Annotated in this window: 31 protein-coding genes and 1 tRNA gene; 20 read left to right on the top strand and 12 right to left on the bottom strand. The window is 65.2% G+C overall.

Annotated features, from left to right (window positions below; all coding sequences use genetic code 11):
- The 7 genes from LAQ58_RS07340 (at position 1) to LAQ58_RS07310 (ending at position 9,184) form a co-directional block, all read left to right on the top strand.
- Entirely contained in the window at positions 1 to 804 is an 804-nt protein-coding gene (locus tag LAQ58_RS07340; RefSeq protein ID WP_224449947.1) for an SDR family NAD(P)-dependent oxidoreductase, read from the top strand.
- Positions 801 to 2,255 carry an MmgE/PrpD family protein gene (locus LAQ58_RS07335; RefSeq protein WP_224449946.1) on the top strand — a complete coding sequence of 485 codons (1,455 nt, stop codon included), beginning with the start codon at positions 801 to 803 and terminating at the stop codon, positions 2,253 to 2,255. The genes LAQ58_RS07340 and LAQ58_RS07335 overlap by 4 nt, the downstream gene beginning before the upstream one ends.
- Before the next feature lie 126 nt (positions 2,256 to 2,381).
- Complete coding sequence (locus LAQ58_RS07330) at positions 2,382 to 3,638, top strand: acyl-CoA dehydrogenase family protein (RefSeq protein ID WP_224449945.1); 1,257 nt, start codon at positions 2,382 to 2,384, stop codon at positions 3,636 to 3,638.
- A gap of 30 nt (positions 3,639 to 3,668) precedes the next feature.
- Entirely contained in the window at positions 3,669 to 4,328 is a 660-nt protein-coding gene (locus tag LAQ58_RS07325) for a MaoC family dehydratase (RefSeq protein ID WP_224449944.1), read from the top strand.
- Complete coding sequence (locus LAQ58_RS07320) at positions 4,325 to 5,770, top strand: acetyl-CoA hydrolase/transferase C-terminal domain-containing protein (protein ID WP_224449943.1); 1,446 nt, start codon at positions 4,325 to 4,327, stop codon at positions 5,768 to 5,770. The genes LAQ58_RS07325 and LAQ58_RS07320 overlap by 4 nt, the downstream gene beginning before the upstream one ends.
- Before the next feature lie 112 nt (positions 5,771 to 5,882).
- The gene (locus LAQ58_RS07315) at positions 5,883 to 6,962 is read left to right on the top strand and encodes a TAXI family TRAP transporter solute-binding subunit (protein WP_224449942.1); all 1,080 of its coding nucleotides are present in this window, start codon (positions 5,883 to 5,885) and stop codon (positions 6,960 to 6,962) included.
- Between the two features lie 194 nt (positions 6,963 to 7,156).
- Entirely contained in the window at positions 7,157 to 9,184 is a 2,028-nt protein-coding gene (locus LAQ58_RS07310; RefSeq protein WP_425490702.1) for a TRAP transporter permease, read from the top strand.
- Between the two features lie 11 nt (positions 9,185 to 9,195).
- Here the strand turns inward: LAQ58_RS07310 and LAQ58_RS07305 are convergent, their stop codons facing one another.
- Both LAQ58_RS07305 and LAQ58_RS07300 read right to left on the bottom strand, forming a co-directional pair.
- Positions 9,196 to 10,167, bottom strand: coding sequence for an alpha/beta hydrolase (locus tag LAQ58_RS07305; RefSeq protein WP_224449940.1), 972 nt, complete (start codon positions 10,165 to 10,167; stop codon positions 9,196 to 9,198).
- 85 nt (positions 10,168 to 10,252) lie between these two features.
- On the bottom strand, positions 10,253 to 10,618 hold the full coding sequence (locus LAQ58_RS07300) for a hypothetical protein (RefSeq protein WP_224449939.1): 366 nt from the start codon (positions 10,616 to 10,618) through the stop codon (positions 10,253 to 10,255).
- Positions 10,619 to 10,766: 148 nt separating this feature from the next.
- Between LAQ58_RS07300 and LAQ58_RS07295 the strand changes: the two genes are divergently transcribed.
- A complete protein-coding gene (locus tag LAQ58_RS07295; protein ID WP_224449938.1) occupies positions 10,767 to 10,991 on the top strand; it encodes a hypothetical protein in 225 nt (74 codons plus the stop codon).
- A 342-nt stretch (positions 10,992 to 11,333) separates the two neighbouring features.
- Complete coding sequence (locus tag LAQ58_RS07290) at positions 11,334 to 12,212, top strand: SDR family oxidoreductase (protein WP_224449937.1); 879 nt, start codon at positions 11,334 to 11,336, stop codon at positions 12,210 to 12,212.
- Between the two features lie 167 nt (positions 12,213 to 12,379).
- On the opposite strand, the gene LAQ58_RS07285 is transcribed toward LAQ58_RS07290, so the two are convergent.
- A tRNA-Arg gene (locus LAQ58_RS07285) sits at positions 12,380 to 12,454 on the bottom strand.
- Between the two features lie 97 nt (positions 12,455 to 12,551).
- Between LAQ58_RS07285 and LAQ58_RS07280 the strand changes: the two genes are divergently transcribed.
- The 4 genes from LAQ58_RS07280 to LAQ58_RS07265 all read left to right on the top strand — a co-directional run bounded on the left by LAQ58_RS07280 (position 12,552) and on the right by LAQ58_RS07265 (position 14,996).
- Positions 12,552 to 13,400: a geranylgeranylglycerol-phosphate geranylgeranyltransferase gene (locus LAQ58_RS07280; RefSeq protein ID WP_224449936.1), complete on the top strand. Its 849-nt coding sequence runs from the start codon at positions 12,552 to 12,554 to the stop codon at positions 13,398 to 13,400.
- Positions 13,401 to 13,538: 138 nt separating this feature from the next.
- Positions 13,539 to 14,141, top strand: a complete 603-nt coding sequence (locus LAQ58_RS07275) for an RAD55 family ATPase (RefSeq protein WP_224449935.1) — start codon at positions 13,539 to 13,541, stop codon at positions 14,139 to 14,141.
- 63 nt (positions 14,142 to 14,204) lie between these two features.
- Positions 14,205 to 14,627, top strand: coding sequence for a CoA-binding protein (locus tag LAQ58_RS07270; RefSeq protein ID WP_224449934.1), 423 nt, complete (start codon positions 14,205 to 14,207; stop codon positions 14,625 to 14,627).
- Positions 14,628 to 14,696: 69 nt separating this feature from the next.
- Complete coding sequence (locus LAQ58_RS07265; RefSeq protein ID WP_224449933.1) at positions 14,697 to 14,996, top strand: DUF7964 domain-containing protein; 300 nt, start codon at positions 14,697 to 14,699, stop codon at positions 14,994 to 14,996.
- A 119-nt stretch (positions 14,997 to 15,115) separates the two neighbouring features.
- Here the strand turns inward: LAQ58_RS07265 and LAQ58_RS07260 are convergent, their stop codons facing one another.
- The 4 genes from LAQ58_RS07260 to LAQ58_RS07245 all read right to left on the bottom strand — a co-directional run bounded on the left by LAQ58_RS07260 (position 15,116) and on the right by LAQ58_RS07245 (position 17,616).
- Positions 15,116 to 15,496 carry a sensor histidine kinase gene (locus LAQ58_RS07260; RefSeq protein WP_224449932.1) on the bottom strand — a complete coding sequence of 127 codons (381 nt, stop codon included), beginning with the start codon at positions 15,494 to 15,496 and terminating at the stop codon, positions 15,116 to 15,118.
- Positions 15,493 to 15,882: a PAS domain-containing protein gene (locus LAQ58_RS07255; RefSeq protein WP_224449931.1), complete on the bottom strand. Its 390-nt coding sequence runs from the start codon at positions 15,880 to 15,882 to the stop codon at positions 15,493 to 15,495. Before LAQ58_RS07255 ends, LAQ58_RS07260 begins: the two co-directional genes overlap by 4 nt.
- Before the next feature lie 305 nt (positions 15,883 to 16,187).
- Positions 16,188 to 17,168 (bottom strand): PLP-dependent cysteine synthase family protein, encoded by a 981-nt coding sequence (locus LAQ58_RS07250; RefSeq protein ID WP_224449930.1) that lies wholly within the window; start codon positions 17,166 to 17,168, stop codon positions 16,188 to 16,190.
- A 76-nt stretch (positions 17,169 to 17,244) separates the two neighbouring features.
- Positions 17,245 to 17,616 carry a DUF5798 family protein gene (locus LAQ58_RS07245; RefSeq protein WP_224449929.1) on the bottom strand — a complete coding sequence of 124 codons (372 nt, stop codon included), beginning with the start codon at positions 17,614 to 17,616 and terminating at the stop codon, positions 17,245 to 17,247.
- A 209-nt stretch (positions 17,617 to 17,825) separates the two neighbouring features.
- Between LAQ58_RS07245 and surE the strand changes: the two genes are divergently transcribed.
- Positions 17,826 to 18,614, top strand: a complete 789-nt coding sequence (gene surE / locus LAQ58_RS07240) for a 5'/3'-nucleotidase SurE (RefSeq protein ID WP_224449928.1) — start codon at positions 17,826 to 17,828, stop codon at positions 18,612 to 18,614.
- A 125-nt stretch (positions 18,615 to 18,739) separates the two neighbouring features.
- On the opposite strand, the gene LAQ58_RS07235 is transcribed toward surE, so the two are convergent.
- Positions 18,740 to 19,822, bottom strand: a complete 1,083-nt coding sequence (locus LAQ58_RS07235; RefSeq protein ID WP_224449927.1) for an aminotransferase class I/II-fold pyridoxal phosphate-dependent enzyme — start codon at positions 19,820 to 19,822, stop codon at positions 18,740 to 18,742.
- 170 nt (positions 19,823 to 19,992) lie between these two features.
- On the opposite strand from LAQ58_RS07235, the gene LAQ58_RS07230 reads away from it, so the two are divergent.
- The 4 genes from LAQ58_RS07230 to LAQ58_RS07220 all read left to right on the top strand — a co-directional run bounded on the left by LAQ58_RS07230 (position 19,993) and on the right by LAQ58_RS07220 (position 22,653).
- A complete protein-coding gene (locus LAQ58_RS07230; RefSeq protein ID WP_224449926.1) occupies positions 19,993 to 20,673 on the top strand; it encodes a carbonic anhydrase in 681 nt (226 codons plus the stop codon).
- 167 nt (positions 20,674 to 20,840) lie between these two features.
- Positions 20,841 to 21,650: a helix-turn-helix transcriptional regulator gene (locus LAQ58_RS07225; RefSeq protein WP_224449925.1), complete on the top strand. Its 810-nt coding sequence runs from the start codon at positions 20,841 to 20,843 to the stop codon at positions 21,648 to 21,650.
- Between the two features lie 222 nt (positions 21,651 to 21,872).
- A complete protein-coding gene (locus tag LAQ58_RS19065; protein WP_425490697.1) occupies positions 21,873 to 22,085 on the top strand; it encodes a hypothetical protein in 213 nt (70 codons plus the stop codon).
- Positions 22,086 to 22,113: 28 nt separating this feature from the next.
- Positions 22,114 to 22,653 (top strand): hypothetical protein, encoded by a 540-nt coding sequence (locus tag LAQ58_RS07220; RefSeq protein ID WP_224449924.1) that lies wholly within the window; start codon positions 22,114 to 22,116, stop codon positions 22,651 to 22,653.
- A 78-nt stretch (positions 22,654 to 22,731) separates the two neighbouring features.
- Here the strand turns inward: LAQ58_RS07220 and LAQ58_RS07215 are convergent, their stop codons facing one another.
- The gene (locus tag LAQ58_RS07215) at positions 22,732 to 23,643 is read right to left on the bottom strand and encodes a sulfite exporter TauE/SafE family protein (RefSeq protein ID WP_224449923.1); all 912 of its coding nucleotides are present in this window, start codon (positions 23,641 to 23,643) and stop codon (positions 22,732 to 22,734) included.
- A 109-nt stretch (positions 23,644 to 23,752) separates the two neighbouring features.
- Here LAQ58_RS07215 and LAQ58_RS07210 point away from each other — a divergent pair, with 109 nt between their 5' ends.
- Positions 23,753 to 24,148 (top strand): CopG family ribbon-helix-helix protein, encoded by a 396-nt coding sequence (locus LAQ58_RS07210; protein WP_224449922.1) that lies wholly within the window; start codon positions 23,753 to 23,755, stop codon positions 24,146 to 24,148.
- A 138-nt stretch (positions 24,149 to 24,286) separates the two neighbouring features.
- On the opposite strand, the gene LAQ58_RS07205 is transcribed toward LAQ58_RS07210, so the two are convergent.
- Positions 24,287 to 24,604, bottom strand: a complete 318-nt coding sequence (locus LAQ58_RS07205; RefSeq protein WP_224449921.1) for a chorismate mutase — start codon at positions 24,602 to 24,604, stop codon at positions 24,287 to 24,289.
- The gene (locus tag LAQ58_RS07200; protein WP_224449920.1) at positions 24,597 to 25,505 is read right to left on the bottom strand and encodes a shikimate kinase; all 909 of its coding nucleotides are present in this window, start codon (positions 25,503 to 25,505) and stop codon (positions 24,597 to 24,599) included. The genes LAQ58_RS07205 and LAQ58_RS07200 overlap by 8 nt, the downstream gene beginning before the upstream one ends.
- A 118-nt stretch (positions 25,506 to 25,623) precedes the next feature.
- Here LAQ58_RS07200 and LAQ58_RS07195 point away from each other — a divergent pair, with 118 nt between their 5' ends.
- Positions 25,624 to 26,055 carry a DUF5796 family protein gene (locus LAQ58_RS07195; protein ID WP_224449919.1) on the top strand — a complete coding sequence of 144 codons (432 nt, stop codon included), beginning with the start codon at positions 25,624 to 25,626 and terminating at the stop codon, positions 26,053 to 26,055.
- Between the two features lie 29 nt (positions 26,056 to 26,084).
- On the opposite strand, the gene LAQ58_RS18900 is transcribed toward LAQ58_RS07195, so the two are convergent.
- Positions 26,085 to 26,219 (bottom strand): DUF7128 family protein, encoded by a 135-nt coding sequence (locus LAQ58_RS18900; protein WP_255595036.1) that lies wholly within the window; start codon positions 26,217 to 26,219, stop codon positions 26,085 to 26,087.
- Between the last annotated feature and the right edge of the window lie 82 nt (positions 26,220 to 26,301).

The raw sequence follows: 26,301 nt of genomic DNA, 5'->3' as shown, positions 1-26,301 counted from the left end.
GTGGACCTCGGACTCGACAGCCAGCGCGCACTGCTGTTCGCTGCGAGCAAGGGACTCGGCCGCGCCGCTGCGGCGGAACTCGCCTGCGAGGGAGCGCGGGTGGCCATTGCCTCGCGCGACCCCGACAACCTCGCCGACGCCCGCGACCACCTCGTCGAGGCCGCCGGCGGCGACACTGCGGCGGTGGAAACCTTCACCTGCGACCTCGCCGACCCGACGGCCATCGAGGAGACGGTCGCCACCGCCGTCGACGCGTTCGGGGGTCTCGACGTGCTCGTGACGAACCACGGCGGCCCGCCCGTCCAGTCCATCGCGGAGACCGACGTGGAGACGCTCGACCGCACCTACGAGCGCGTCCTCCGGAGCACCGTGGTCGCGCTCCGCGCCGCGCTCCCGCACCTCGCCGACGGCGACGGGGGGTCGGTCGTCAACGTCGTCTCCGCGACCGCCGCCGAACCGCTGCCCGGCGACGTGTTACAGGCGGCGTTCCGGCCGGGCATCTACGCCCTCTCGAAGAGCCTCGCGAACGAGTACGGACCTGAGGGCGTCCGCGTCAACTGCGTCTGCCCCCGCGGCATCGTCACCGACCGACTGGACGAGAAGATTCGCCTGCTCGCCGAAAGAGATGACATCTCGGTCGCGGAGACCGGCGAGCGCCGCGCTGCCGAACTGCCGGTGGGAGCCCTCGGCGAACCGCCGTCGTTCGGCCGAGCCGTCGCCTTTCTCGCGTCGCCCGCGGCCGACTACGTCACCGGCGAGACGCTCGCGCTCGACGGCGGCTGGCTCGGGGGGATGTCGCCGTGAGCACCGACCGAACTGACGTCAGTACGGCCGCCGAACGGCTCGCGGCGCACGCGCTCGACGCCGAGTTCTCCGACCTCTCCGCGGACGTTCGAGCGGCCGTCGGAAAGTATCTCGCCGACTGGACTGGCCTCGTCGTCGGCGGGGCGTCGCTCGCGGAATCCTCGGATAGCATCTCGGCGGCCGTCGACGCGCTCGCCGGGGGTCGGCGACCGACCGGCGACGGCGAAGTCGCTTCCCACGTGGGTTCTCCGGGAGACGGCCTCGCGACGGACCTCTCGTCGGGTGCGCGACTCGCCCCGGACCGCGCCGCGCTCGCCAACGGCACCTACGCGCACAGCCTCGACTTCGACGACACGCACCGGGCGTCCTCGCTTCACCCCGGTGCGCCGGTCGTCTCGGCCGCGCTGGCCGTCGGCGAGGCCGAGGGCGCGAACGGCGAGGAACTGGCGACAGCCATCGTCGTCGGCTACGACGTGGCCTGCGCGCTCGGGCGAGCGGTCAACCCCGACGCTCACTACGGACGGGGGTTTCACATCACGGCGACCTGCGGGACGTTCGGCGCGACGGCCGCGGCGGGGCGTCTCCGCGGCCTCTCGCAGAACGAACTCGCGTCGGCGTTCGGCGTCAACGGGAGTCAGGCCGCCGGGTTGCTGCAGTTCCTCGAAAACGGCGCGTGGAACAAGCGGCTCCACCCCGGCCTCGCGGCCTCGCGGGCCGTCGTCGCCGCCGAACTCGCGGCGAGCGGCTTCCGCGGCGCGGCCGCGCCTCTCGAGGGCGACAACGGCTTCTTCGCCGGGTACACCGAGGACGCGGAGCCGGAACGCCTCGTCGACCTCGAACCGGGGCGCGCGCTTCTCCGGACGGCGCTGAAACCGTACCCCTGCTGTCGATACACCCATGCAGCAATCGACGGCCTGCTTGACCTGGCCGATGCGGTCGACCCCGCCGACGTGACGGCCGTGCGCGTCGACCTCCCGGCGTCGGGCGTGACGCTCACCGGCGACCCCATCGACGCAAAGCGGCGGCCGTCGAACTTCGTCGACTGCCAGTTCAGCATGCCGTTCGCCGCCGCGCTCGTGCTCACGGAAGGGGATGCGGGGCTGTCGGCGTTTCTGGACGCGCAGGACAGACTCGACGACCCCGAACTCCGCCGTCTGATGGACGCGACGACGGTGACCACGACCGACCGCACTCGATTGCGGTTCCCCGAAACGTGGGCCGCGGGCGTCGAAGTCGAAACCGAGTCGGGAACGCACGAACGATTCGTCGAGCACGCTCGAGGTGAACCCGAGTGCCCGCTCTCCGAGGAGGCGGTCGCGCGGAAGTTCGAGGAACTCGCCACCGCGGCCGACTGCGACCCCGAGGCAGCGACGGCGGCGCTCGAGGCTTGCCGCGAACTGGGACGGAGCGGCGACGCGCCGTACGACGCCCTGCGCGCGCTGAGCGGGTGAGCGGGCGACTCGTCCGACACCGCTCCGAAACAGTCCCGCCGTCGCCGTCGTCTCCGGTCGTTGAGAAGTGGCAGGAATCGTATCCCACCCGCACGTTTATGCTCGGTTCACGGACTTGCACGAACGATGGTGAATTACTTCGAGCGCGAACTGGCGCTCACGCCGACGCAGCGGGCCGTTCGCGACGAGGTGCGTGAGGTCTGTCGCCGGTTCGACGACGCCTACTGGCGCGAACACGACGCCGAGGGGGCGTACCCCCATGAGTTCGTCGACGCGCTCGCCGCCGAGGGGTGGCTCGGCGTGCTCCTCCCCGAGGAGTACGGGGGGAAGGGGTACGGAACCGAGGAGGCCGTGGCGATGATGCACGAGATCGCCGCCAGCGGCGCGGGCTTCAGCGGCGCGCAGAGCGTTCACGCCGCCATCTACAACTCCGCGCCGCTGGTCAAGTACGGCAGCGACGAGCTCAAGGAGGGACTGCTCCCCCGCGTCGCCGACGGCAACGCGTGGATCCAGTGTTTCAGCCTCACCGAACCGGAGGCGGGGTCGGACTCGACGGCGATGACGACGCGGGCCGTCCGCGCCTCCGCCGAGGAGACCCCGGCTGACCCCCGAGACGCAGACGCGTCTCGGGAGGGCGACGAGTACGTCGTCAACGGCGAGAAGCTCTGGACCTCCCGAATCGACGTGAGCGACTACCTTGTGCTCGCCGCCCGGACGACGCCCCGCGAGGAGGTCGAGAAGAAGACCGAGGGCGTCTCGCTGTTCCTCGTCGACATCGAGCGCGGCGTCGAGGAGGGGAGCATCGTTCTCGAAGAGATAGAGAAGACGGTCAGCGGCGTCGTCAGCTCCTTCCGCGTCACCTACGACGACCTCCGCATCCCGGCGGGGAACCTCATCGGCGAGGAGGGCCGCGGCTTCTACCACGTCCTCGACGGACTCAACGAGGAGCGCCTCGTCATCGCCGCCGAGGCAGTAGGACTCGGCGAACTCGCGCTCGAAAAGGGCGTCGCCTACGCCCGTGACCGCGAGGTGTTCGGCCGGCCCGTCGGACAGAATCAAGGCATCCAACACCCGCTGGCGGCCGCCTTCACCCGGGTGCAGGCCGCCAAGCAGTTCACCTTCGACGCGGCAACGCACACCGGCGACGAGGACCGAAAGGCCGTCGGCGCGTGGGCGAACACGGCGAAGTATCTCGCCGCGGAAGCGGCGTTCGAGGCCGCGGACGCGGCCGTTCAGGCACACGGCGGCCGCGGCGTCGCCCGCGAGTACGACGTGGAGCGATACTTCCGGGAGGCACGGCTCACGCGCCTCGTCCCCATCACGCAGGAACTCGCGCTGAACTACCTCGGGGAGAACGTGCTCGACCTCCCCCGGTCGTACTGAGACCGACAGCGAACACACCGAAACCAACCAATGACAGACGAACTCACCGATTCGACGCACGAACCGACGCCGACGACCGACCTCACGCCGGCAACCGACGGCGGAGTTGACGAGGATGAAACGACCGACACGCGCCTCGTCGAGGGCTGGCAGGGCCGCTACTACGAGGACTTCACCGTCGGCGATGTCTACAAGCACCCGTTCGGCCGCACCGTCACCGAGACGGACAACGTCTGGATGACGAACGTCACGATGAACCTCAACCCGATGCACTTCAACGAGGCGTACGCCGCTCAAACGGAGTTCGGCGAGCGGCTCGTCGACGGCACGTTCGTCATCGCGCTCGCCGTCGGGATGAGCGTCATCGACGTCTCCGTCAACGCTACCGCGAACCTCGGCTACGACCGGATTCGCCACCACGCGCCCGTGTACCACGGCGACACCATCTTCGCCGAGAGCGAGGTGCTGGAGAAGCGCAAGAGCTCTTCGCGCGACCACGTCGGCATCGTCACCACGGAACTGCGGGCGTACAACCAGGAGGGCACGAAGGTGCTGTCGATGGAGCGCACGCCGATGGTGCTGAAGCGCGAGTACGCCCAGCCGAGCGCCGCGCAGCCGCCGGGGTGGCCCGAGGGCATCGGCACGCAGCCGGAGAACCCCGAACCCGACGACGGGTCGGGCGGCGAATGACCCGCGACCGCATCGCCGACGGCCTCCCGGTCGTCTCGGCCGAGGCGGCCGCCGAACACGTCGGCAGCGACGATACGGTGCTCGTCAGCGGCTTCGGCGGCGTAGGCTACCCCAAACGCGTCCTCGTCGCGGCCGCCGAGGGCGACCGCGAGATGTCGCTGACGGTCGTCTCCGGCGGCGGCGTCGGCGGCGAGGTCGACGACGTGCTCATCGAGGCGGGGAAACTCGCCCGTCGCTACCCGTTCCAGACGCGGCGCGCCTCCCGCGAGGCCATCAATGAGCGGCGCGTCGAGTTCCACGACCGCCACATCTCCCGGCTCGGCGACGAGGTGCGCCTCGGTCACCTCGGCCACCCCGACGTGGCGGTCATCGAAGCCGTCACCGTCGGCGAGGACTGGCTCGTTCCCTCGACCTCCATCGGCCACACGCCGTCGTTCGTCTCAGCCGCCGACCGTCTCGTCGTGGAGGTCAACAGCGCCCAGCCGCGGGCGCTCGAACGCGTCCACGACGTCTACCAGCGCGACCTCCCGCCGAACCGCGACCCGATTCCGGTGTCGGAACCGACCGAGCGCGTCGGATCGGCGCGCGTCGAGTTCGACCCCGAGAAACTCGTCGCGGTCGTCGAGACCGACCGGGCGGACGACCCCTACGAGTTCCGCGACCCCACCGACGCGGACCTCGCCATCGCCGACGAACTCGGCACGTTCCTGGAGGCAGAACTGGAGCGCGACCCGACGCTCGCGGAGGCCGTCCACCTCCAGTTCGGCGTCGGCAGCCTCGGCAACGCCCTCATGGGCGAGCTCTCGAGCATCGACTTCGGCGACCGAGAGGTCGTCTACTTCGGCGAGGTGTTCCAGGACGGACTTCTGGACGCGCTCGACGAGGGATTGCTCTCGGGGGCGAGCGCGACGTCTCTCGCGCTGTCGCTGGAGGGCCAAGAGCGGCTGTTCGAGGAGATCGACCGCTACGCCGACGACGTGGTGCTGCGCCCGGCGGACGTCTCGAACAACCCGGCGCTCATCGAGCAGTTCGGCGTCGTGGGCGTCAACAGCGCGGTGGACGTCGACCTCTACGGTAACGCAAACGCCACGCATATCGGCGGCACGCAGGTCGTCAACGGTATCGGCGGCGGCGGTGACTTCAACCGAAACTGCCGACTGGGGATCATCGCGCTCCCGTCGACGGCGGGCGGCGACGACATCTCGCGAATCGTCCCCAAGGTGTCGCACGTCGACCACACCGAACACGATCACTCCGTCGTCGTCACCGAGTACGGCGTCGCGGACCTCCGCGGGGCGAGTCCGGCCGAGCGGATGGACGCGCTCGTCGAGGTGGCCCACCCCGACTTCCGCGAGCGCCTCCGCGCGTACCGCGACCGAGCGCTCGAACGCGACGGGCACGTCCCCTTCGACGCCGACGCCGCGAACTCGTGGCTCGAGTGACATGACGGTTCACTCGGAAGCGAAGAAATCGCGGCCGTTGACGGGGTGAAATCCCCGAAGAAACTGACGAGGACGGCAGGCTTAAATAAAGGAACAATAATTTACGTTCCGCATGACTGACGACCAGCGTATCAACAGACGTGACGTACTCAAAGGGGCGACAACCCTCGGTGTAATCGGTGTCGCCGGCTGTACCGATATCGGCGGCGGCGGTGGCGGTGACGGGAGCGGAGACGGAGAGAGCTACGAGATCGTCATCGGCGGGACGTCGTCCGGAAGTTCCACGCAGCAGGCCGGGCAGGCGCTGGCACGGGCGGCGAGTCAGCACAGCGACATCCTCGACATCTCGGTGCAGGTGACCGACGGGTGGACGGCGAACCTCTACGAGTTCGACGGTGGGAACCTCTCGAGCATCGGTGTCGACAACAACTCGCTGTCGAAGGCGATGAACGAGGAGGGACCGTTCGCAGACGACCCTGTCGACAGCATGCCGATGCAGGGGTTCATCTTCACCAGCCTCGAGATCTACTGGGTCGCGATGGAGGGGTCGGGTATCGAGTCGACGGCCGACCTCGCGGAGGGCGGCTACACTATCTATCCCATCCAACCCGGCTTCGGTACGCGACTGCTGACCGAGGAGGTCATCCGGACAGCGGGTCTCTGGGAGCAGAACGACATCCTCAACCTCGACACGAGCGACATTGCCGGTGCCGTCGAAGAAGGCAGAGCCGACGCACTCTGTATCTACGGCGCCAACGGGAAGGAACTCTCGAGTTGGGTGCAAGAGGTCGACGTGCGCAGCAACGGCGAGCTCTACGCCATCGAGGTCGACGACAACTTCCGACAGGCCATCGAGGACACCCCCGGCGCGCTCCTCACCGAGTTCGAACCGTACGGCTGGGAGCAGGACGTGACGCGGGTGACCGACAAAGTCACCTCATGGGCGCTCGCCGGTCAGTGGGCGTTCGGTCCCGATGTCCCGGCGGGAGCGACCAAGGAGGTCGCTCGCCTCTCAAGCGAACACTGGGAGGCCATCCAGGAGTCGGACCCGACCGCGCTCGACCACTCCGGCGTCGAGTCGATGACGCAGGCGGTGATTCCGGACCTCGAAGTCCACCCCGGCGTCGCCGAATACTGGGAGGAGAACGACGTCTGGAACGACGAGTGGACGAAGGGCGAAACGAACGAATAGCCTCGTAACAACCCGTTTTTGAACATCTCAGGAACAATGCATACACACGAAAACGACGACCAGCGGCAGTGCGGAGAATCGACAGAGAGCGTCGGAGGTGACGTCGTGTGAGCGGGGCGAACGTCAGCGGCGCCGAACCGAGTACCGAAAACAAAATCGACCAGGAGCAACCGGGCGACGCCGAGTTGCTGTCGATGCGCAACGTCTTCATCCTATTTTCGGTCCTCTTCTGGGGCGTGGTCATCTGGTACGCCTACAGCCAGATGATGCCGCGCGGACAGTACGGCGTCCTCTTCCTCGGCGGAATCCTCGAACTGTACATCTTCATGGAGATTATGTCGCTTGCGGGCGGCGGACGGGAGCGGTTCGGCGCGGACCTGAAACGCGCGTTCAGCCGCGAGAACCTCGTCGACACGGTTCCGTTGTCAATCTCGTCGGTCGTCGTCGCCGGGACCTGTGGCTACCTGTTCGTCAACTACCAGGCGGTCGCCATCGACCGCGCCGGGCGCGCACTGCCGAACGAGTACGTCATGGCCGCGGCGTTCAGTATCGTCATCATCTACCTCACGTGGCGGTCGTTCGGCCAGACGTTCCTCATCGTCGTCCTCGCCGGCTTCGCCTACGGCTACTTCGGGATGTACGCCCCCGGACCGCTCGAACACGGCGGTCTCGGCATCGAGCGCATCCTACGGACGGTCGTCATCAGCGTCGATGGCTTCTTCGGGTTCCTGACGCGACTCGTCGCGGCGTGGATCGCGCTGTTCCTCCTCTACGCCGGCTTCCTGAAGGCGTACGGCGCGTTCGACCTCATCATGCGGATCGCGTTCCGCTCCGCGCGGTACATCGACTCCGGCATCGCACAGACCGCGGTGCTCTCGAGTGCGGTCATCGGCTCCGTCAACGGGAGCCAGACCGCGAACGCGGGGATGACCGGTTCGTTTACCATCCCGCTGATGAAGCGAAACGGCATGAAACCAGAGACTGCGGGCGCCATTGAGGCGGTCGCGTCGACGGCTGGACAGGTGCTCCCGCCGGTGATGGGCGCGGGCGCGTTCATCATGGCCTCGCTCATCACGGGGATCACCTACGCGGACGTCATCGTCGCCGGACTGATTCCGGCGGTCATCCTCTGCGTGACCATCTTCGTGGCGGTCCACTACGTCTCCGTCCCCCAGCTCGACAACACCGATCCCGAGCGACTCATCTCCGAGCCGATGCCCCGCGCCGAGTTCCTCACGGAGGTAGTGAAGTACGGCCTCCCGCTCGCCATCCTCATCTACCTGCTGGGCATCATCCAGGTGACGGTGATGACTGCGGCGCTGTGGACGGCCACCGCGATGCTGCTCACCGGCACGCTCATCCCCATCGTGCAGGCCGCAGTCGGCGTGGCCGACGAGACTCCGGTTGAAGCAGTCCTGCGCGTCGTCTGGGAGACGCTCAACGGTGCACGCGAGGGTGTCATCGTGCTCGCACCGGTGACCATCATCCTCGCAGCCATCAACGGTGTCGTCGACATCCTCACCACGACGGGTGTCCCGACGGCCATCTCGCTCACGCTGATGGACCTCTCCGGCGGCGTGTTGCTGTTCGCCGCCATCCTCGCGATGATCATCTGTATCGTCCTCGGACTGGGGATGCCGACGACGGCGTCCTACACCATCGTCGCGCTGCTCATCGCGCCGACGCTGACCAACCAGTTCTTCCTACCCGAACTCGCCAGCAACTTCTTCGTCTTCTACGCAGCTATCCTCGCGGGACTCACGCCGCCTATCGCGACCTGTGTCGCGGTGGCGTGCGGGATCGCGGGCGGCGACTTCTGGAAGAGTTGCGTGGAGGCGATCAAAATCTCCGCGCCGCTGTTCGTGCTCCCGTTCGTGTTCGTCTATCACCCCGAGATCGTCTCCTCGGAGTTCGACTCGCTGTCGCTCACGTCCGGGGCGCTCGCGCTGCTCGGCGCGGTGGCCATCATCCACGGCATCAACTACCGGTTCGCGTTCGGGCGACCCATTACTCTCGGCGCGCGCATCGCGTTCTTCGCGACTGGCGTGCTCGCGATGCTTCACCCCTCGCGGACCGTGCAGTTTGCCGCCGTCGGCGCCGCTATCTTGATGTATGTCGTCCAGTCGAGCGTCGGGCGACCGAAACCCATCGCGACGATTCGCTCGGTGTTCGGACTCTCGGGGCGCTCTGCACCGAAGGCCGGACAGACGGACCGCGAGTAAACGCTCGCCTCTTACTCCCTTTCTCCCGACTTCCGTTCGAGCGCGCTGCGAACGTCTTCCGCCACCGCATCCATCGCCTCGTCGGCGACGTCCACGTCGTCGGTCAAGCTGAGAAAACCGTGGATCATCGCGGGGTAGTGGCGGCGTTCGACGGCGACGCCGGCCTCCGAGAGTCGTTCGGCGTACGCGACTCCTTCGTCGCACAACGGGTCGAACCCGGCGGTGACCACCGTCGTCGGCGGGAGCCCAGAGAGGTCCGACGCCCGAATCGGCGCGGCGAAGGGGTTGTACGCGTCGACTGGACTGCGGAGATACTGCTCCCAGAACCAGCGAACGTCGCGCGCGGAGAGCAGATACCCCTCGGCGTTCTCGACGTACGAGTCGCGCTCGAAGTTCCGCTCTATCATCGGGTAGAGAAGCGTCTGGTGGGCGAGTTCGGGTCCGTCGAACGCTCGGACGCGAAGCGCCGTCACGGCGGCCAGATTCCCGCCCGCGCTGGTTCCGGCGACCCCGACAGAGCCGGCGTCGCCGTCGAACGTCTCCGCGTTGGCGGCGGCCCACTCGACGGCGGCGTAAGCGTCGTCGACGGCGGCGGGAAACGGATGCTCCGGCGCGAGGCGGTAGTCGACGGAGACGACGAGACAGTTCGCGCGCCGAGCGAACGCGCGGCAGACGCCGTCGATGGAGTCGAGCGTCCCGAGCGTCCACCCGCCACCGTGGTAGTAGACGAGCGTCGGGAACGGTCCCTCCCCGTCCGGTCGGTAGACGCGTATCGGTACCTCCCCGTCGGGACCCTCGAACGCCAGGTCGCGGACGAACTCGATGCCGTCGTCGTTCGGCGGCCCCTCGGGCGTGAAGAGGTCGTCCTCGACGCGTCTGGCGCAGTCGACCGACATCGTGCGCCACTCGGGGACGCCCAGTCGCTCGATACCGTCGACGACGGCTTCGGCCTGCGGGTCGAGCGCGCCTCGTCTCTCTCGCATACCTCGCGCTCGCGGGCGGCGCTCTTAGTCGTCGGGGTATCTTAGTCGTCGGAGTATCACGTCGAAAAAGCCGAAACAGGGAGCGTTACCGGCTCGGGAGACCGCGCTGCGCCGCCGCCGCGATGATGAACACCGCGAACAGGGCGACGACGAGCCACTGGCCGGTCTGAGACGTCAAGGCGTCGGCGACGACCCCTAAGAGGTCGAAGCCGACGGCCTGTCCGAGTGCGAACAGCAGCAAGACGAAGCCGATGATCGCGAGACCGCTCCGAAGAGCCGCCTCCGCGAACCACGACGACATGCGTTCGAACGCACCCGGTCGCTCCGTCCGTCGTTCGGTAGTCGCTGACGCGCGGGCGTCGGCCGAGTCGTCGGCCGTCGCTCGGTTGTCGGCGGTGCCGGACTGACGAGCGTCACTTCGTCCGTCTCCGCTATTTCGTGCTTGGGGCATGTTGGTTCCCCGGTCGGTGGAGACTCCGGAGAGGCAATAGTATGCACAACTTAACCGAGGGTCAGGTATCGGGTAGTGTCATCGTCACCGAACGATGCGTTCGGCATCGAAAGAGCTACACAGGCGCTCTCGGAGACGGGAACATCGAATGAACGGTTCCGACCCGACCGAAGTGCTCGCTTCGGCGTCCGGCTTTCGTCCCGTCGACGCGCCGTACGTCGGCGCAACGCTGTGGATTCTGGGCACGCTGCTGGCGGGCTACGAGCTATTCGTCCATCAGTTGCGATATCCGGCGCTGTGGGGCGTCTCTATCGTACTGTTGGTTTTTTCGGTCGTCGTCCTCGGGCAGTATCTGTTCCGAGCGCGGTACTGAGCCGAGAGTCGTCGGGCTTTCGATGTCGACGTGGATGACTCCCCGAGGAGTCGGTCGGTTCCGGTGAGTTCGCCCCCTCTGACAGGATTCGACCGGCTTGGTACGATGAGGACGAGACGACACGGTCGGTACTGAATCGTCAGTGCGCGAGTCCGTCCAAGCAGGCTTGTCAGCTCCCGACCGAGGCGGACACCGCGGAGTCGAGAGTATAATAGCTTGAAATCTGTACCGAAGCGCGTGTCTGAACCGATGTCAACGGTACGGAGTGGTCGCCGCCGAGTGTTCGTCCCGGCGTTTCGGGTACGAAGCAGCCTGATTGCTCGTCTGCTGGGTGCATGAACAGTGACGAAAGCTGTCCTCGTCACGGGAGCGACGGGAACCGTCGGTCGACACGTCGTCAGTACGCTTTCGGACCGACCCGCGACTGTGCGCGTCGGTCTCCGCAACCCCGATGCTTCGTCGAGACGTGTGCCGGAGACTGCCGATGTCGTGGAGTTCGACTTCGAAAAACCCGAGGCGTGGGGGTCGACGCTGGCTAACGTTGACGGCCTCTTCCTCGTCCGCCCACCCACCGTCGATGCAGAAACCGTCGGGAGGTTCGCAGAGGCGGCCGCCCGTGTCGGCGTCGCCCACATTGTATACCTCTCGACGCTTGGTGCAGAGAGGAACGTGCTCATTCCGCATCACCGGATCGAGAAGCGAATCATGGCGACGGAAGCCGACTATACGCTCCTCCGAGCGTCGTTCTTCATGCAGAACTTCCTCGAAGTTCACCGAGCCGATATCGTCGAACATAACCAAATTTTCGTACCCGCTGGCGACGGGAAGACCAGCTTCGTCGACGCACGCGACCTGGGCGAGGCCGGCGCGACCGTGTTGACCGAACGCGGACACGAAAACCACGCCTACGATCTCACTGGGTCCGAAGCTGTAGGCTACACGGAGGTGGCTGCCGTCTTCACTCGCGTACTCGATAGGCAGATTACGTATCCGAAGCCGTCTCTGTTGGAATTCGGAGTACGGATGCGACGGCGTGGGAACTCACTGGCGTTCATCGCGCTCATGGGTGGCATCTACACCACCGCACGTCTCGGATTAGCCGCTCGCGTGACTGACGATACGAGCCGGATTCTTGGTCGGGAGCCGCGAAAGATGAGGACGTTCGTCGAAGAGTACGCGGACGAATTTCGAGCCGATTCGGAGACTCCCGACCAGGACTGAACGCGACTGGGAATCGAACACGAACGAACTCCGGGCGAATGCTACAAGCGGCGCTGCGGGATTGTGAACTACGCCTGAGAACCTGCGCTTCGCGCAGAACCTCGGTCTCGTTCAAATCCTTCGCGATACTCTCGTCAGTCACCCACGTAGTTCGCGACAGAATTCGATGGGCGCTGCAGGATTTGAACCCACGGCAACTTGGTCCGAAGCCAAGCACTCTGTCCAGACTGAGCTAAGCGCCCTTCACGATAACCGAACACCGGGTGAGATTTAAATTCCGTGGTTTGACGTCGCGCCCACTCCGCGCGATTTATCATCGCCGGTGAAGCAGACCCTGCTATGTCTCTCGGCGAACGCCTCCGCGGTCTGCTCGATCTCACCCGACCGGGCAACACGATTGCGGCGGCGTTGCTGACGGCGACCGGCGCGTTCATCGCCACCCCGGACGCGATACTCGGCGGCCAGAGGGCAGCGTTGGCGGCGGTCGCGGCGACGGCCTGCGCGACCGCGGCAGGCAACGCGGTCAACGACTACTTCGACCACGAAATCGACCGAATCAATCGCCCCGACCGGGCGATTCCGCGCGGTGCCGTCTCCCCCGGCGGCGCGCTCGCGTTCAGCGTCGCGCTGTTTCTCGGCGCGGTTGTCTCGGCGGTAGTGCTGCCGCCGCTCGCCATCGCTATCGCGGTGACGAACCTGCTGGCGCTGGTCGCGTACACGAAACTGTTCAAAGGGCTCCCCGGCGTCGGCAACGCCGTCGTCGCGTATCTCACCGGTAGCACGTTCCTGTTCGGCGCGGCGGCTGTGGGCGACCCCGCCGACGCGTTCGTCCTGTTTCTCCTCGCGGCCGTCGCTACGTTCACCCGCGAAATCGTCAAAGACGTGGAGGACGTCGACGGCGACCGGGAGGAGGGGCTGCGGACACTCCCCATCGTCGTCGGTGAGAGGCGGGCGCTGTGGGTCGGCGTCGCCACGATGGCAGTCGCGATCCTCGTGAGTCCGGTTCCGTACGTCTACGGCACGCTCGGCATCGTCTACCTCGTGTTGGTGGTTCCCGCCGATGCGGTGATGCTCGGCGCGGCCGTCCAGTCGTTCCGCGACCCGGCCGCCGGACAACGGCGGTTGAAAATCGGGATGTTTCTGGCTGCGGGGGCGTTTCTCGCCGGTCGAGCGACGACGTTACTGTGAGCCAAAGGGAGATGCTACCTAATCAAAAAGAATAATATCGGGACACTATATGGTCAGATCACCCTATGACTCCGGGTGAGGCATTGTGCCACGCTGACCGCTATCCTCGACCAGTGCACTTGGTGGTGAGCAGCGCGCATGTATGACCTCTCACCCGTCCTCGACGAGCAGGTCGAACCGGGAACGAACCTTCTCGTCTCCGGTCCGCCGCTCACCGGAAAGCGAACGATTGCGTTGGACATCCTCGCATCCGGAGCCAGTGCCGGCGACGGCTGCATCTTCGTAACGACGAAAGACAGCGCCACGCGCGTTCTCGAAGAGTTCGGCGAGCGAATCGCCTACGACGACCGTCCAGTCGCCGTCGTCGACTGCGTCACCCGGCAGCGCGGCGTCGGCGACGCGCGGGACGACGACCGGGTGAAGTACACCTCGTCGCCGGTCGACATGACGGGCATCGGTATCAAGCTCTCGGAGTTTCTCCAGGCGTTCTACGCCGAGCAGAACGTCGCGCGGAACCGCATCGCAGTCCACTCGCTCTCGACGCTTCTGATGTACTCGAACCTTCAGACGGTGTTTCGCTTCCTCCACGTCTTTACGGGACGAATTCAGAGCGTCGACGGTCTGGGACTGTTCTGCATGGACTCGACGGTCCACGACGACCGAACGCAGAACACGCTCAAACAGCTTTTCGACGGCATCGTCACGACCAGCGAGGACGCGCCGCCGACGCTTCGTCTCTGAACCCCACAGTTCGAATCACCGCCCGCCGCCAAGGCTTTTGCTCGCAGCCTCCCACGTCTAGGTATGCCAATCACCGACGACGACGGACTGCGAAAGCTACTCAACTACGACACCGTAGCGGTCGTCGGCTGTTCGTCGACGCCCGGAAAAGCCGCCCACGACATCCCGGCGTACCTCCAAGAACGCGAGTACGACGTGATTCCGGTCAACCCCTACGCCGACGAGATTCTCGGCCGGGAGGCGTACGACTCGATAGGTAACGTCGAGGAGGAAATCGACCTCGTGGACGTGTTTCGCCCGAGCGAGGAAGTCGCGGGCATCGTCAACGAAGTCGTCGCCCGCAAGAAGGAGCGCGGCGACGTGAAAGCGATCTGGCTCCAGCTCGGAATCAGCGACGACGAGGCCGCCGCCCGCGCGGAGGAAGCCGGACTCGAAATCACGCAAGACCACTGTATGAAAGTCGAACACGGTCGGCTGATGGACTGACTCGGTGCGGACAACAGGAAGACAGGCGGAAACGCGGCACTCTTCTTTCCGTCGCAACTACCGAGCAGTATGAGACTGTTCGAGTCGTTGCCCGACCGGGCGCTGACCGACGCCGAACTGCGAGCGCTCCGCGAGAGCGACACCATCACCGAGGCGGCCCCGATGGCGCTCGTCGCGCAGGAACCCAGAATCAGACTGCTCGCGCTCCAGAACGAGGAGACGCTGTACGGACTCGGCTACGACCCCGAGGAGGGGTGGACCGTCGTCACCGAGCGCCCGGCGGACGACCCGAAAGACCTCGAAGCCGTCCGGGACGTCCTCCGCGGGTGGGCCGATGGCGTCTATCGGGACGCCACGCACGTCGACTGACGTTCGACTACGAACGCGAGGAAACTACTACCGCAGAAGCGCTACGAACGGTAGAAGGCGATGAAAGCACGGACTCAGAACGAGAACGGAATGGCGTGCCGAACGCCGAGCGGTATCACTCAAATCGAACGACAGTCTCCTTCGGTAGTTGGAATGGTGAAGTAGAACGTGGATCCCTCGTCGGGTTCGGACTCGACCCAGATTTCGCCGCCGTGACGTTCGACGATTTTCTCGCAGAGCGACAGTCCGATCCCAGTTCCGGGGTACTCGTCTTGGGTGTGAAATCGCTGGAAGATATCGAAGATGGCCTCAGTCTGCTCGGGTCTCATTCCGATACCGTTGTCAGTTACTCTGAGCTCCCACTCTCCATCGTTTCGCTCGGCACCGATCTCGATCTGCGGCGGATCCTCGTCGCAGTACTCGATCGCGTTCGAGATCAGGTTCTGGAACACCTGCGCTAGCTGCTTGCGGTCGGCGGTAATCGTCGGGAGTGATTTCACATCGATCTCCGCGTTGCTCTCTTCGATCCGCACCTGGAGGCTCCGGAGTCGGCGACGACGTCTCGAATCTCGTCCCGGATTAGCTCGCGCTTGTCCCGACCGACCGCGGTCTCGCGGTCGAGACTGAAGTACCGCTCGACCGTCGCGTCGATCCACGCGACGTCGAAGTCGGCGTCGAGGACGAAGACGCCGACATCAGCGGTGTCGAGGACGGTCCCGAGGGGGGCGAGACTCTCGATGGCGGGGGGCGGACACGAGTCATTCCCGACGTCCGTCGTGCCGGATGTCGTCTCGAGCGCCGCATCCTGGAAGGGTCGCCACCACACCCGTCCGTTCCCACCGACTTTCTTGGTAGCAAGTCGACCCTGGTCGACGAGGCGTTCCAAACGTTCGTACGTAGTCCGTCGACCGAGACCGAGGTGTTCCGCCACCTCGGTCGTCGTCTTCGGAGGCCCGCCGCTGTCGAAGAGTGTGAGTGTTTCCCGAAGTGCCTCGGTCAACGGGTTGCGTTCCATTACCCTGTAGCGGGCCACTCTAACTTATTAACCCTCCGCTGTTAGAGGGGTTCTCTTCGTCAGAAATTCTGTGGTCTGGTATTTATCTCAGCAACGGTAGTCGACAACGAACTAGAGAACGACTTTGTAATAGATACACTCTCTCGACCCATACAAAAACACGCGAAATTACGTATTCAATTTTCCCACTCCTCGAAGGATCCGTAGACGCGTTTCGAGAGATAGCGCTCGCTGGAGTCCGGAAACACCGTCACCACGGTGTCGTACGGCGCGTCGATTTCGCCCGCCGCGATGGCTTCGGCCACGTCACGCGCGACGAGGCTGTTGGCGGCCGCGCTGGAGGCGACGAGGTGACCCTCCTCGGCGGCGAGTCGCTGCATCTCCGCGTGGATGTCGCAGTCGGCGACGGCGACCACGTCGTCGACGAGTTCCGGGTCGAACAGTTCGTTCGTCGTCGGGTCGTGTGTGCCGATTCCCTCGGTCTTGTACTCGCCTTCCTCGGCCTCTTTCCCCGTGAGCGTCCGGTAGAGCGACCCCTGCGGTTCGACGGCGACGACGTGGGTGTCCGGATGCCGCTCTCGGCCGTAGCGCGCCATCCCCATCAGCGTCCCCGCCGTCCCACAGCCGGCGACGATTGCACCGACCTCGTCGTCGAGCGCCTCGTACACCTCCGGACCCGTCGTCTCGTAGTGCGCCTCCGTGTTCAGCGGGTTCGAGAACTGCTGGGGGACGACGGCGTCGTCCAACTCCTCGGCGAGTTCGTGGGCGCGGTCGATGGCGCGGCCCATCCCGTCCTCGCTGGGCGTGTTGACGACTTCTGCGCCGAGCGCACGCATCAACTGCTGCTTCTCGACGCTGAAGCGCTCGGGGACGACGAAGACGGCGTTCAAATCTAGCTGCCCGGCGGCGACGGCGATACCGATGCCGGTGTTGCCCGCCGTCGGTTCGATGACCGTGCCGCCGGGGGCGACGTCGCCGCGTTCGAGCATCCGTTCGAGCATGTACTTCCCGATGCGGTCCTTGACGCTCGCGCCAGGGTTGAACGACTCCAGTTTGGCGTAAACGGGCACCGCTTCGGGGGCGGCGTGCACCGAGACGAGCGGCGTCTCGGCGATGGCGTCCAGCACCGAGTCGAGCGGGGCGGCGTGGGTGGTCATGCGCTGGCAAAAGTTGCCCCCGGACCTTAGTGTTACCATCGCCCGCGACGCGGTGGCGAAAATGAGAACCGGTGGGCTACGCGCCGTCCGTCGTGGTCGGGGCGCCGTCTTCGTGGGCTGACGAATCGTCGGAGACCGCCTCACCGTCTTCCGACCGTTCGCTGTCGGCGGTGCTCGCCTCGGCGTCGGCCGCTTCGTCTTCGGCCTCGGCGATGTGCGCCTCGGCGGTCACCGCGTCCACGTCGATATCCTGTGCCTCCGCGACGGCTTCGAGGAGCGCGCGCTGTTCGGCAACCTCCGCCTCCAGCGTCGAAACGCGGTTGTTCGTCTCCGCGACCGTGTCCTGCATCGCCTTCATCTGCTCGCGGACCTCGTTCAGTCGTTTGTACACATCCTCGCCCATATCGGCGACTTTCTGCAGCGTCCGTGCCGTATTTCCGAGTCCCATAGGGGGTCATACGTCCGCTGCTTTGTGTGCGTTCCGACTCTGTGTCGAAACGCTTGGTGTGTCGGCTCGAACGGCAGTGTCAACTCGCACGACGTCGACTCACACGGTGGTGTCGACTCGAACGGCAGCGGCTACTCACGCGGCGCTTCGCCGATCGCCAAACCGACAGCGAACGGAGGGCTTTTGCGGCCGCCGCGTGAGTGTCCGACATGGATAGGCCTCGCATCCTCTTGACGAACGACGACGGCATCGAGAGCGTCGGGTTCGTCGCGCTGTACGACGCGCTCTCGGAGGTGGCCGACGTGACCGCCGTCGCCCCCGCCGACGACCAGAGCGCCGTCGGTCGGAAGATGTCTCACCGCGTCGACGTGACCGAACACGAACTGGGCTACGCCATCGAGGGGACGCCCGCCGACTGTACGGTCGTGGGTCTCGAATCTCTCTGCCCCGACGTGGACATGGTCGTCGCCGGGTGCAACAAGGGCGCGAACCTCGGAGCGTACGTTCTCGGGCGCTCCGGGACCGTCAGCGCCGCCGTCGAAGCCGCCTTCTTCGACGTGCCCGCCATCGCCGTCTCGCTGTACATTCCCGCCGGCGAAGTGCCGTGGGAGGAGGCCGCAACGGACACCGAAGACTTTCGGGAGGCGACGGACGCCACCACCTACCTCGTCGAGAGAGCCTTCGACGCGGGCGTCTTCGAGCACGCGGAGTACCTCAATGTCAACGCACCGCTGCCGGACGACGGTCCCGCGCCGATGCAGGTGACGCGCCCGTCGACGATGTACGAGATGACCGCCGAACACGACGCGGAGAACGGGCACATCACGCTCACCGACCGCGTCTGGACGCGAATGCGAAACGACGACATTCCGGACCCCGACGGCACCGACCGCCGCGCCATCGTCGACGGCAAAATCAGCGTGTCGCCGCTGACCGCGCCGCACACGACCGAACACCACGAATCGCTCGACGGGCTGGCCGAGTCGTATCGGCAGTAGCTTCGTCGGTTCTCTCGACGCTCTGATTCTCGACGCTACACCGCGGTACTCCGTTCCAGAGCACTACGGTACTCTGTTTCGGAGGTACGGCCGAACTAATCGGCGTCTTGCACCCCAACGACCGCCTACGCGGACTCGTCTCTGACCGTCTCGATGTGGCGGCCGACGCGTTCGAGTCCTTCTTCCAGTTCGTCAGTGTGCAGGCCGAAGCCGAGGCGGAATCTGTCGGGGTACCCGAACACGTCGCCCGGCGCGAGGACGACGCTCTCGGCTTCGAAGACCGACCGACAGAACGCCTCGCCGCCCTCGAACCCCTCCGGAACCGTCGGAAACGCGTTGACGCCAACCGGTTCGAACCACTCCAACTCGTACTCGTCGACGAACGCCGCGACGCGCTCTCGATTCTGTTTCGCGTGTTCGCGGTTCTCGCGCAGAATCTCGGCTTCCTGTTCGCCGAGCGCCTGCTTGGCGACGTGCTGGCCGAGCATCGGCGGCGAGATGGTGGTGTAATCTTTCCACTTTCGGACTGCGTCGGCAAGTTCGGGTTCGGCGACAGTCCATCCGACACGCGCACCCGCCAGTCCGTAGGATTTCGAGACGCCGGCGGTCGAGATCGCCCGCGGGCCGAGCGCGGCGGCGGGAGCGTGCGGGTCGTCGACGAGCATCCGGTACACCTCGTCGACGAGCAGGTAGGCGTCGTTTTCCGCCGTGAGGTCGTACAGTGCCTCCATCGTCTCCGGACCGAGATACTTCCCCGTCGGGTTGCTGGGGTTCGTCAACACCAGCAGTCGCGTCTCGGGGCGAATTGCGTCGGCAACGGCGTCGACGGAGAGGTCCCAGTTCGGCGGTTCCGTTCGAACCTCGGTCATCGAGCCGATCGATTCGGGGACGCTCTTTAGCGACTGGTACGTCGGCGAGACGACGACGGCGTGGTCTCCGGCATCCAACAACGCCATGAACGTGAGGTAGTCCGCCTCCTGGGTGCCGCAGGTGAGCACGACCTCGTCGGCCGTCCGACCGTACCGCTCGCCGATTTCGGCTCTGAACTCGGGATCGCCGTCCGTCGGGATGACGTAGCCCAGTTCGCCGACGTCGAGGTCGAACCGGTCGACCGGAAGACTCCGGACGCCGCTCTCGGCGAGCATCAGGTCCGCACTCGGTTCGTACTCGTCGAGCCAACGCTCCAACTCGAACGGTGGGAGTTCCATGCGCGTGAGACGGAGAGGCCGATGTTACCTGTTCTGGTCGCACTCGCGGGCGTCTCGCATCGCCCATCAGCCCCACCCGAACCGGGAGCGCGGTGCGCTGGGCGGTACGCGTCGCGCTCGACGGTGCCAAGACTCAAGAATTATAGGTGGAGGAGCGCGTCTACGGGACCATGAATCGGACTTTCGTCGAGTTGTTGCGGCGCAACTCTGAACACGCTAGCGAGTTCGAGAACCGGTTCGATGACGTGCAGGACTCCCAGCATCCGAACGCAGTCACCGTCTCCTGTTCGGACTCGCGCGTCCTCCAGGACCACGTCTGGGGCAACGAGAACCCGGGAGAGCTGTTCACCTGTAGCAACATCGGAAACCGCGTCGTGCAGCGAAGCGACGCCGGAGAAGTGGTGTCCGGCGACGTCCTGTATCCGGTCGAACACACCGGAACGGAGATCGTCGTCGTGATGGGACACACAGGTTGCGGGGCCGTCACGGCGACGTACGACGCGTTGACCGACGGCGTCTCTGACGCCGCCGGTATCGAACACTGTCTCAGTCTCCTGAAACCCCGCCTCGAAGCGGGCATCGACGCGCTCCCCTCGGACGTGGACCGCGCGGGAGCCATAAATCGACTGGTCGAGTACAACGTCGACAGACAGGTCGAGTGCCTCGTCGAGAGCGACGACGTTCCGAAGCACGTCGACGTCGTCGGCGTCGTCTACGACTTTCAGGACGTGTACTCGGGGCGTCGCGGGGAGGTCCACGTCGTCAACGTCGGCGGCGAGACGAGCGTCGAGAAACTGCGGGACGACTACCCGGAAATCGAGTCGCGAATCGACCGACTCTGGGAGTACTGACACGGACCGGACGGCAGAACGACTATCTTCGTTTACGGGGACGAAGCGCAAAGAACCGGGCGCTGTTCTATCAGGGAGCTTCGCTCCCCGACCGGGGCGCCTGAACCGAAACTGTCCGCCACGCTGAAAGGACGAACAGCTATATCAGGGGTGTGCCTATCTTTACCATGATGCCGAAAACCGCGAGTGGACCGCTCGACGACATCGCGTTCCTCGCGCGGTCGGAACACCGCGTTACCGCACTCGACGCAGTAGCCGACCGCCCGAGGAGCCGTGCCGACCTCCGAGCGAAGACCGGGGCGTCGTCGTCGACTATCGGACGGACGTTACGTGCGTTCGAAGAGCGTAGCTGGATTCGCAAAAATAAAAACCGATACGAAGCGACGGAACTCGGCGTGTTCGTCGCGGCGGGAATGCGAGAGCTGGTCGGTCGATTCGAAACCGAACGCAAACTCCGCGACGCCTGGCAGTGGCTTCCGGACGAAGTGGGTAGTTTCACCATCGAGATGGCTTCCGACGCAGTCGTGACGGTCGCGAAGGCCGACGCTCCGTACTGTCCAGTCAACCGATTCGCGTCGCTGCTGCGAGAGACGGAGCGGTTTCGGTTCGTCGGCTTCGACATAGCCTTGCTCGAACCCTGTAAGGACGAACTTCGTCGGCGAATCGTCGACGGAATGCACACGGAGATTATCGACCCGCCGAACGTCGCCAAGTACATCCTCTCGACCTATCGAGAGCATTGCTCCGCACCCCTCGAGAGCGACAACCTCGCGGTTCGAGTACACGACGAGTTACCGCCTTACGGCATCAGTCTCTTCGACGACCGAATCGCCATCAGTTGCTACAACCAAGACAGCGGGATCGTCCGAGTATTGATCGATACCGACTCACCGGAGGCACGCGAGTGGGCGGAATCGACCTTCGAGTACTACCGACGCGAGGCCCGCCCCCTCGGTCTCGAACTGGTTGCGGAGTGACCACGCCGTCGCGAGCGGTGCCGAAACCGCGGTGCGTCTCGGTGCGTCTCGGCACATTCCCTTGCCGTTCTTCGCCCAACTCCGTTCAGTGACCAGTCACCGACTTGCAAGCGGTGATCGCTGTTCAGCGTCTGCAAGGGAGCCAGCGACTGCACGGAGTTCACTAGATGCCTACATATCTCCTCGTACTGTGCCTTCTATCGCCGGGAGACGAGACAAACGATGGATACCGAACGAGTAACGGACGAGAGTACGACAGCGTTGCAAGTAGCGTGCGATACGGAAGTTTCGGGGTGCGTCTTCCTCATGCGAACGGAGGAAAACGACAGAGACCGACTGCTGCAGATCACGCGCGACCACGTCAGAGAACAGCACGGAAAGGAGTACAGCCTCGACGAGATCGAACAACGGCACGTAACCGAGGTCGAGGTCTGAACCGGGAGATGGACGACACCGTCAAACCATGAGCGTAGACCAAGCAACCGCAGAGCAGCACGGAACCGACTACGAACTCGGCCGCGGGGCGCGAACCGGATCTCTGCTGATGGCGCTCGCAGGCGTCGCTTTCGTCGGCTACGGAGTAGTGTTCCTCGCGAGGACGTTCTTCGGCACAGGCTTCGAACTCGGTGTCGCGACCCTCAATGGGATCACACCGGCCGACCTTGACGCCGTCGACCCGGCCGTCATGCACTACATCAACCACCTGCACGTCGCCACCGCGGCGTTCATCATCACCACCGGCATCGCCATCGCGGCACTGGCGTGGTACGGGGTTCGATCGGGCCTGCTGTGGGCGTGGGCGACGGCAGTCGTCGCGGCCGTACTCGGACTGGCGCTCGCGCTGCCGATGCACTACATGGATCTCTTCACGCACAACTGGGTAACGCATCTGGGGCCGATCTACCTCGCGTCGGTGGTGTTCGTAGTGGGGGCAGTCGTGGCGTACCGGGGTCTGCAGTCCGAACCCCGGTTGGTGGATTCCGAGGGGGAGACGAGACCGTAGCACTCGCTGCGGGAAGCGACTTTTCGACTCGGGGACGGTGCGACCGATAGCCGCGCCCGGCGCTCCTGACACTACGGCTCAGAACAGGCCGACAATGAACCCCCCGCCCATGAGGACGAGAACCGTGGCGGAGAACGCCGGGAGGTACGGCGTGTACCGCTCGACAGTCTCCTCGTGGTGCTGGTAGCCCGCGATCAACAGCATCGTCAGTCCGACGATACCGACGACGACGGTGATGGCGTACGCGCTCATCAGTTCGAGGCAGTGAGTCGACCCGGCACAGAGCGCGATAATCTCGAACTCCTCTTCGTGTGCGAAGCCGAGGACGAACGCGAACCACGCGATACCGAGAAGCCCGCGGTCGGCGGCCTCGTCGGGGTTGACGCGCGAGTGAGAGTGGCCACCGACGAACGGAACGAACCCCTTCAGTCGGGCGATGAGTCCACCGCCGTGGTGGTGGGACTGGCCGTGGTGGTGGGAATGACCGTGGACGTGTGCGTCGTCGTGCGAGAGTTCGTGATCGTCGTCGTTTGAGTGTCCGTGTTTGTGCTTGTACTCGTGCGGGGTTCCGTGCTCACCAGCGTGAGAGTGCCGGCAGTGATGGTCTGAACCGTCTCTCTGGTCGTCACGGTGACTCCCGTGAGAATGGCCGTGGAAGTACTCGCGGACGCCGAGCGCGACGAGCAAGACGCCGGCTGCGATACTGACCGGCCCGTTGATTTGGATGCCACCGAGTATCGTGATGGGTTCGTTGACCTGCGTGAGGTTGAAGTACGACTTCGCGTAGAAGAACGCCCCGACCATCGCGATGCTGCTGACGAGGTGGCCGAGACCGAGGATGACGCTCGCCGCGAAGCCGTACAGCCACTTGTTCGCTTGGTCGAGCGCGTACGACGCGGCGACGGGCCATCCGTGCCCCGGTTCGATACCGTGGACGGCACCTAGTGCGATCGCGCCGAGGAGCGGTCCGAGCGCTTCGTTGTGTAACATCTCGGTACCGAACTGTCGGCCAAGGGGGTCGATAACGGTTGTTACTACCGAAACAGGTGAATCGTCATACAGGAGAAACCTTGTTGAGCCGTGACGAGCCAGTGTACGTATGCGAACAAGCTTCAGCATCCCCGACGACGTCGTCGAAGAGTTCGACCGGGTGTGGCGGGAGCAGGAACTCGAAAACCGGTCTCGGGCGGTCAGAGAAGCGATGCTGGAGTACATCGAGGCTCACTCCCGACTCGAAGAGACGACCGGGGAAGTCGTCGCGCTCGTCGCCTTCGACTACCGTCACCACGACGTGATAGGGGAACTCCACGCCGTCCAGCACGAGTATCAGGACGTCATCCTTAACACGAGTCACACCCACCAGGGGGAGTGGTGTCTCGAATCGCTGTTCTGTCGGGGGTCGGCCGAGCGGGTTCGCGAGCTGACCTACCGACTCCGCGATTTCGACGGCGTGCGTCGAGTGAAGCTGATGGTGATTCGCGATAGCGTCGAATGAGCTACCTTCTTCGTCGTAGCGGTTCGTTTGTGCACTCGTTTTCGATCTCATTGATCGAGCGACAATCGAAAGAGCAACTTTCGAATGATGTATTCGTCCAGCAGCCGTCAATAGGGGGCCTGAAACGGCCGAATTCGGCTACCTGCTCTCGCGCTGCTCGACCTTGTTCAACTCGATGAGCAACCGGAAAATCGCCTTCACGAGATTCGCGTCCACCTCGAACGTCTCGGCGTTCTCGCCGGCGCGCTCCATCACCTTGTCCTCCTGAGCCTCGTCCGTCGTCGGGAGGTCCCGTTCGGCTTTCACCTGCGCGATGGTGTCGGCGACGTACGTTCGGCGGGCGATGAGTTCGACGAGTTCGCGGTCGATATCCTCTATCTCCTCGCGGAGTTCGTCGAGACTCATCTCGTCGGGTTGCAGTCGGTGCTGGTCTGTCTCTGTGAGTTCGTCAGTCATGGATGCGTGCTCCGTCAGTTCGCGTTTCGGTCAGCAGCGTCTCGCCGGGGCGTTTGTCCCACCGCTTTCGGACGCCGTCGAGCGCCTCCGCACCGCCGACGGCGACGACGCTCGGTCCGGTGCCCGACAACGAGACGCCCGCCGCGTCCGGGAGCGCCTCTATCGCTGGTTCGGCCGAGAAGCCGAGCGCCGCCGAGAAGGCGAAGCCGTTGACGGTCATCGCCTCGGCGTACCGCCCCGCGAGCGCGAGGTCCGCCACCGTCTCGGCGACGGAGGCGACGCGGGTACACCGCTCGGCGTCGGCGTCGGCGCTGTAGGCGCGCTCCGGCGGCGTCCACACCAGCACGTTCCACCCGACTTCGTCGCGGACGAGCAGTTCGTCCTCGCGGTTGTCGGTGACGGTGACGCCGCCGAGCATGCTGGCGGAAGCGTCGTCGAACGCGCCGGTCACCGTCACGCCCGCGTCGCGGGCCGCTTCGACGCCCATCCGACAGGCGTTGAGGCGAGTCACGACGGGTTCGTCGCGTTCGTCGGCGTCTCCGAGCGGGTCGTCGCCCTCGCCGTCGACGACTTCGACGCCGAGCGCGGAGAGCGTCGCCAACACGGTAGCGTTGGCGGCGGCGCTGGAACTCTTGAGTCCAGCGGCCATCGGCACGTCGCTTTCGGTGCGGACGACGCCGCCTTCCCCGTCGCCGAAGCGTTCGACGCAGTGTTCGACGCAGCGTTCGACGAGTCGCGTGTCGGCGTCGGGATCCTCGGCGACTTCGCCGCGAACGGTGCCCGAGTCGTCGAGTTCGATGGACGCGCGCGTCTCGGCGTCAATGGCGAACGCCGAACCGACACCCGTCGCGAGCGCGTTCAGAACGGTTCCCGCCCCGAGGGCGGACGCGCGGCCGTGCATAGCGGGAGGCGGCGACCCGCCACATTAGGTGTGACGGTCGATGCCGATTTCGCTTCTATCCTACCGGAACCCGTCGTCGAGACGCGACGCTTTTGCCCGCCCCCTCTCTACGTCGGGTATGAGCGCGCGCAACGACGTCGCGCCGAGCACGCTCGGCGTCGAACTCCTCGACATCGGCGTCGAGGTCGAGTATCTCGACGGTCGAACGACGCTGTACCGCGGCGTCCCGCAGAAACACAGCGGCCCGCTCCGAACCGGACCGGGCAAGGAGACGCACGTCCTCGTCACCGACCCCACCGAGACCGAGGGAGTGATGATGTACGTCAACGACCTGAAAACGCACGACGAGATCCTCGATGACAGCGGCGTCGGCCGAATCATCCTCGACGACGGCGACGAGGAGGAACTGTTCCCCGGCGTTGTCGTCCGCCGCGTCGGCGGGATGCGCACCGAAGTCGACGCCGATCCGGAGGTGACCCGCGGCCGCGTCTTCGTCTTCGTTGAGGACGACTGGGGCGAACAGAGCTTCGAGTTAGTGTCGGAGGAGTAGTTCGACCCCGCAACCGAGGGCGCGGCGGTTCACTGGAGGTACGATGGGTCCTCGGCGTCGCAGTTGCCCTCGTGCTGTTTCGCGTCCGCCTCGTTCTCGAAGAGGAGTCCGCACTCCTCGCACTCGTACCACGTCATGTCGTCGCGTTCTGTCGTGGCGACCATACTGTGAATAAAGGTAGCAGCCGACAAATGTGTTACCCGGCGGAGGGTCGAGGCAGGACGCCGTGGCGACATGACATTGCCC

It is taken from the genome of Haloprofundus salilacus (genome assembly GCF_020150815.1).
GTDB classification, from domain to species: domain Archaea; phylum Halobacteriota; class Halobacteria; order Halobacteriales; family Haloferacaceae; genus Haloprofundus; species Haloprofundus salilacus.
This window is presented reverse-complemented; position numbering and strand designations above follow the sequence as displayed.

Excerpts from the sequence above, each read along its gene's own strand:
- LAQ58_RS07330 (WP_224449945.1), top strand. The coding sequence starts at position 2,382 with ATGGTGAATTACTTCGAGCGCGAACTGGCGCTCACGCCGACGCAGCGG.
- LAQ58_RS07325 (WP_224449944.1), top strand. The coding sequence starts at position 3,669 with ATGACAGACGAACTCACCGATTCGACGCACGAACCGACGCCGACGACC.
- LAQ58_RS07320 (WP_224449943.1), top strand. The coding sequence starts at position 4,325 with ATGACCCGCGACCGCATCGCCGACGGCCTCCCGGTCGTCTCGGCCGAG.
- LAQ58_RS07315 (WP_224449942.1), top strand. The coding sequence starts at position 5,883 with ATGACTGACGACCAGCGTATCAACAGACGTGACGTACTCAAAGGGGCG.
- LAQ58_RS07310 (WP_425490702.1), top strand. The coding sequence starts at position 7,157 with ATGCGCAACGTCTTCATCCTATTTTCGGTCCTCTTCTGGGGCGTGGTC.
- LAQ58_RS07305 (WP_224449940.1), bottom strand. The coding sequence starts at position 10,167 with ATGCGAGAGAGACGAGGCGCGCTCGACCCGCAGGCCGAAGCCGTCGTC.
- LAQ58_RS07300 (WP_224449939.1), bottom strand. The coding sequence starts at position 10,618 with ATGCCCCAAGCACGAAATAGCGGAGACGGACGAAGTGACGCTCGTCAG.
- LAQ58_RS07295 (WP_224449938.1), top strand. The coding sequence starts at position 10,767 with ATGAACGGTTCCGACCCGACCGAAGTGCTCGCTTCGGCGTCCGGCTTT.
- LAQ58_RS07280 (WP_224449936.1), top strand. The coding sequence starts at position 12,552 with ATGTCTCTCGGCGAACGCCTCCGCGGTCTGCTCGATCTCACCCGACCG.
- LAQ58_RS07275 (WP_224449935.1), top strand. The coding sequence starts at position 13,539 with ATGTATGACCTCTCACCCGTCCTCGACGAGCAGGTCGAACCGGGAACG.
- LAQ58_RS07270 (WP_224449934.1), top strand. The coding sequence starts at position 14,205 with ATGCCAATCACCGACGACGACGGACTGCGAAAGCTACTCAACTACGAC.
- LAQ58_RS07265 (WP_224449933.1), top strand. The coding sequence starts at position 14,697 with ATGAGACTGTTCGAGTCGTTGCCCGACCGGGCGCTGACCGACGCCGAA.
- LAQ58_RS07250 (WP_224449930.1), bottom strand. The coding sequence starts at position 17,168 with ATGACCACCCACGCCGCCCCGCTCGACTCGGTGCTGGACGCCATCGCC.
- LAQ58_RS07245 (WP_224449929.1), bottom strand. The coding sequence starts at position 17,616 with ATGGGACTCGGAAATACGGCACGGACGCTGCAGAAAGTCGCCGATATG.
- surE (WP_224449928.1), top strand. The coding sequence starts at position 17,826 with ATGGATAGGCCTCGCATCCTCTTGACGAACGACGACGGCATCGAGAGC.
- LAQ58_RS07235 (WP_224449927.1), bottom strand. The coding sequence starts at position 19,822 with ATGGAACTCCCACCGTTCGAGTTGGAGCGTTGGCTCGACGAGTACGAA.
- LAQ58_RS07230 (WP_224449926.1), top strand. The coding sequence starts at position 19,993 with ATGAATCGGACTTTCGTCGAGTTGTTGCGGCGCAACTCTGAACACGCT.
- LAQ58_RS07225 (WP_224449925.1), top strand. The coding sequence starts at position 20,841 with ATGATGCCGAAAACCGCGAGTGGACCGCTCGACGACATCGCGTTCCTC.
- LAQ58_RS19065 (WP_425490697.1), top strand. The coding sequence starts at position 21,873 with ATGGATACCGAACGAGTAACGGACGAGAGTACGACAGCGTTGCAAGTA.
- LAQ58_RS07220 (WP_224449924.1), top strand. The coding sequence starts at position 22,114 with ATGAGCGTAGACCAAGCAACCGCAGAGCAGCACGGAACCGACTACGAA.
- LAQ58_RS07215 (WP_224449923.1), bottom strand. The coding sequence starts at position 23,643 with ATGTTACACAACGAAGCGCTCGGACCGCTCCTCGGCGCGATCGCACTA.
- LAQ58_RS07210 (WP_224449922.1), top strand. The coding sequence starts at position 23,753 with ATGCGAACAAGCTTCAGCATCCCCGACGACGTCGTCGAAGAGTTCGAC.
- LAQ58_RS07205 (WP_224449921.1), bottom strand. The coding sequence starts at position 24,604 with ATGACTGACGAACTCACAGAGACAGACCAGCACCGACTGCAACCCGAC.
- LAQ58_RS07200 (WP_224449920.1), bottom strand. The coding sequence starts at position 25,505 with ATGCACGGCCGCGCGTCCGCCCTCGGGGCGGGAACCGTTCTGAACGCG.
- LAQ58_RS07195 (WP_224449919.1), top strand. The coding sequence starts at position 25,624 with ATGAGCGCGCGCAACGACGTCGCGCCGAGCACGCTCGGCGTCGAACTC.
- LAQ58_RS18900 (WP_255595036.1), bottom strand. The coding sequence starts at position 26,219 with ATGGTCGCCACGACAGAACGCGACGACATGACGTGGTACGAGTGCGAG.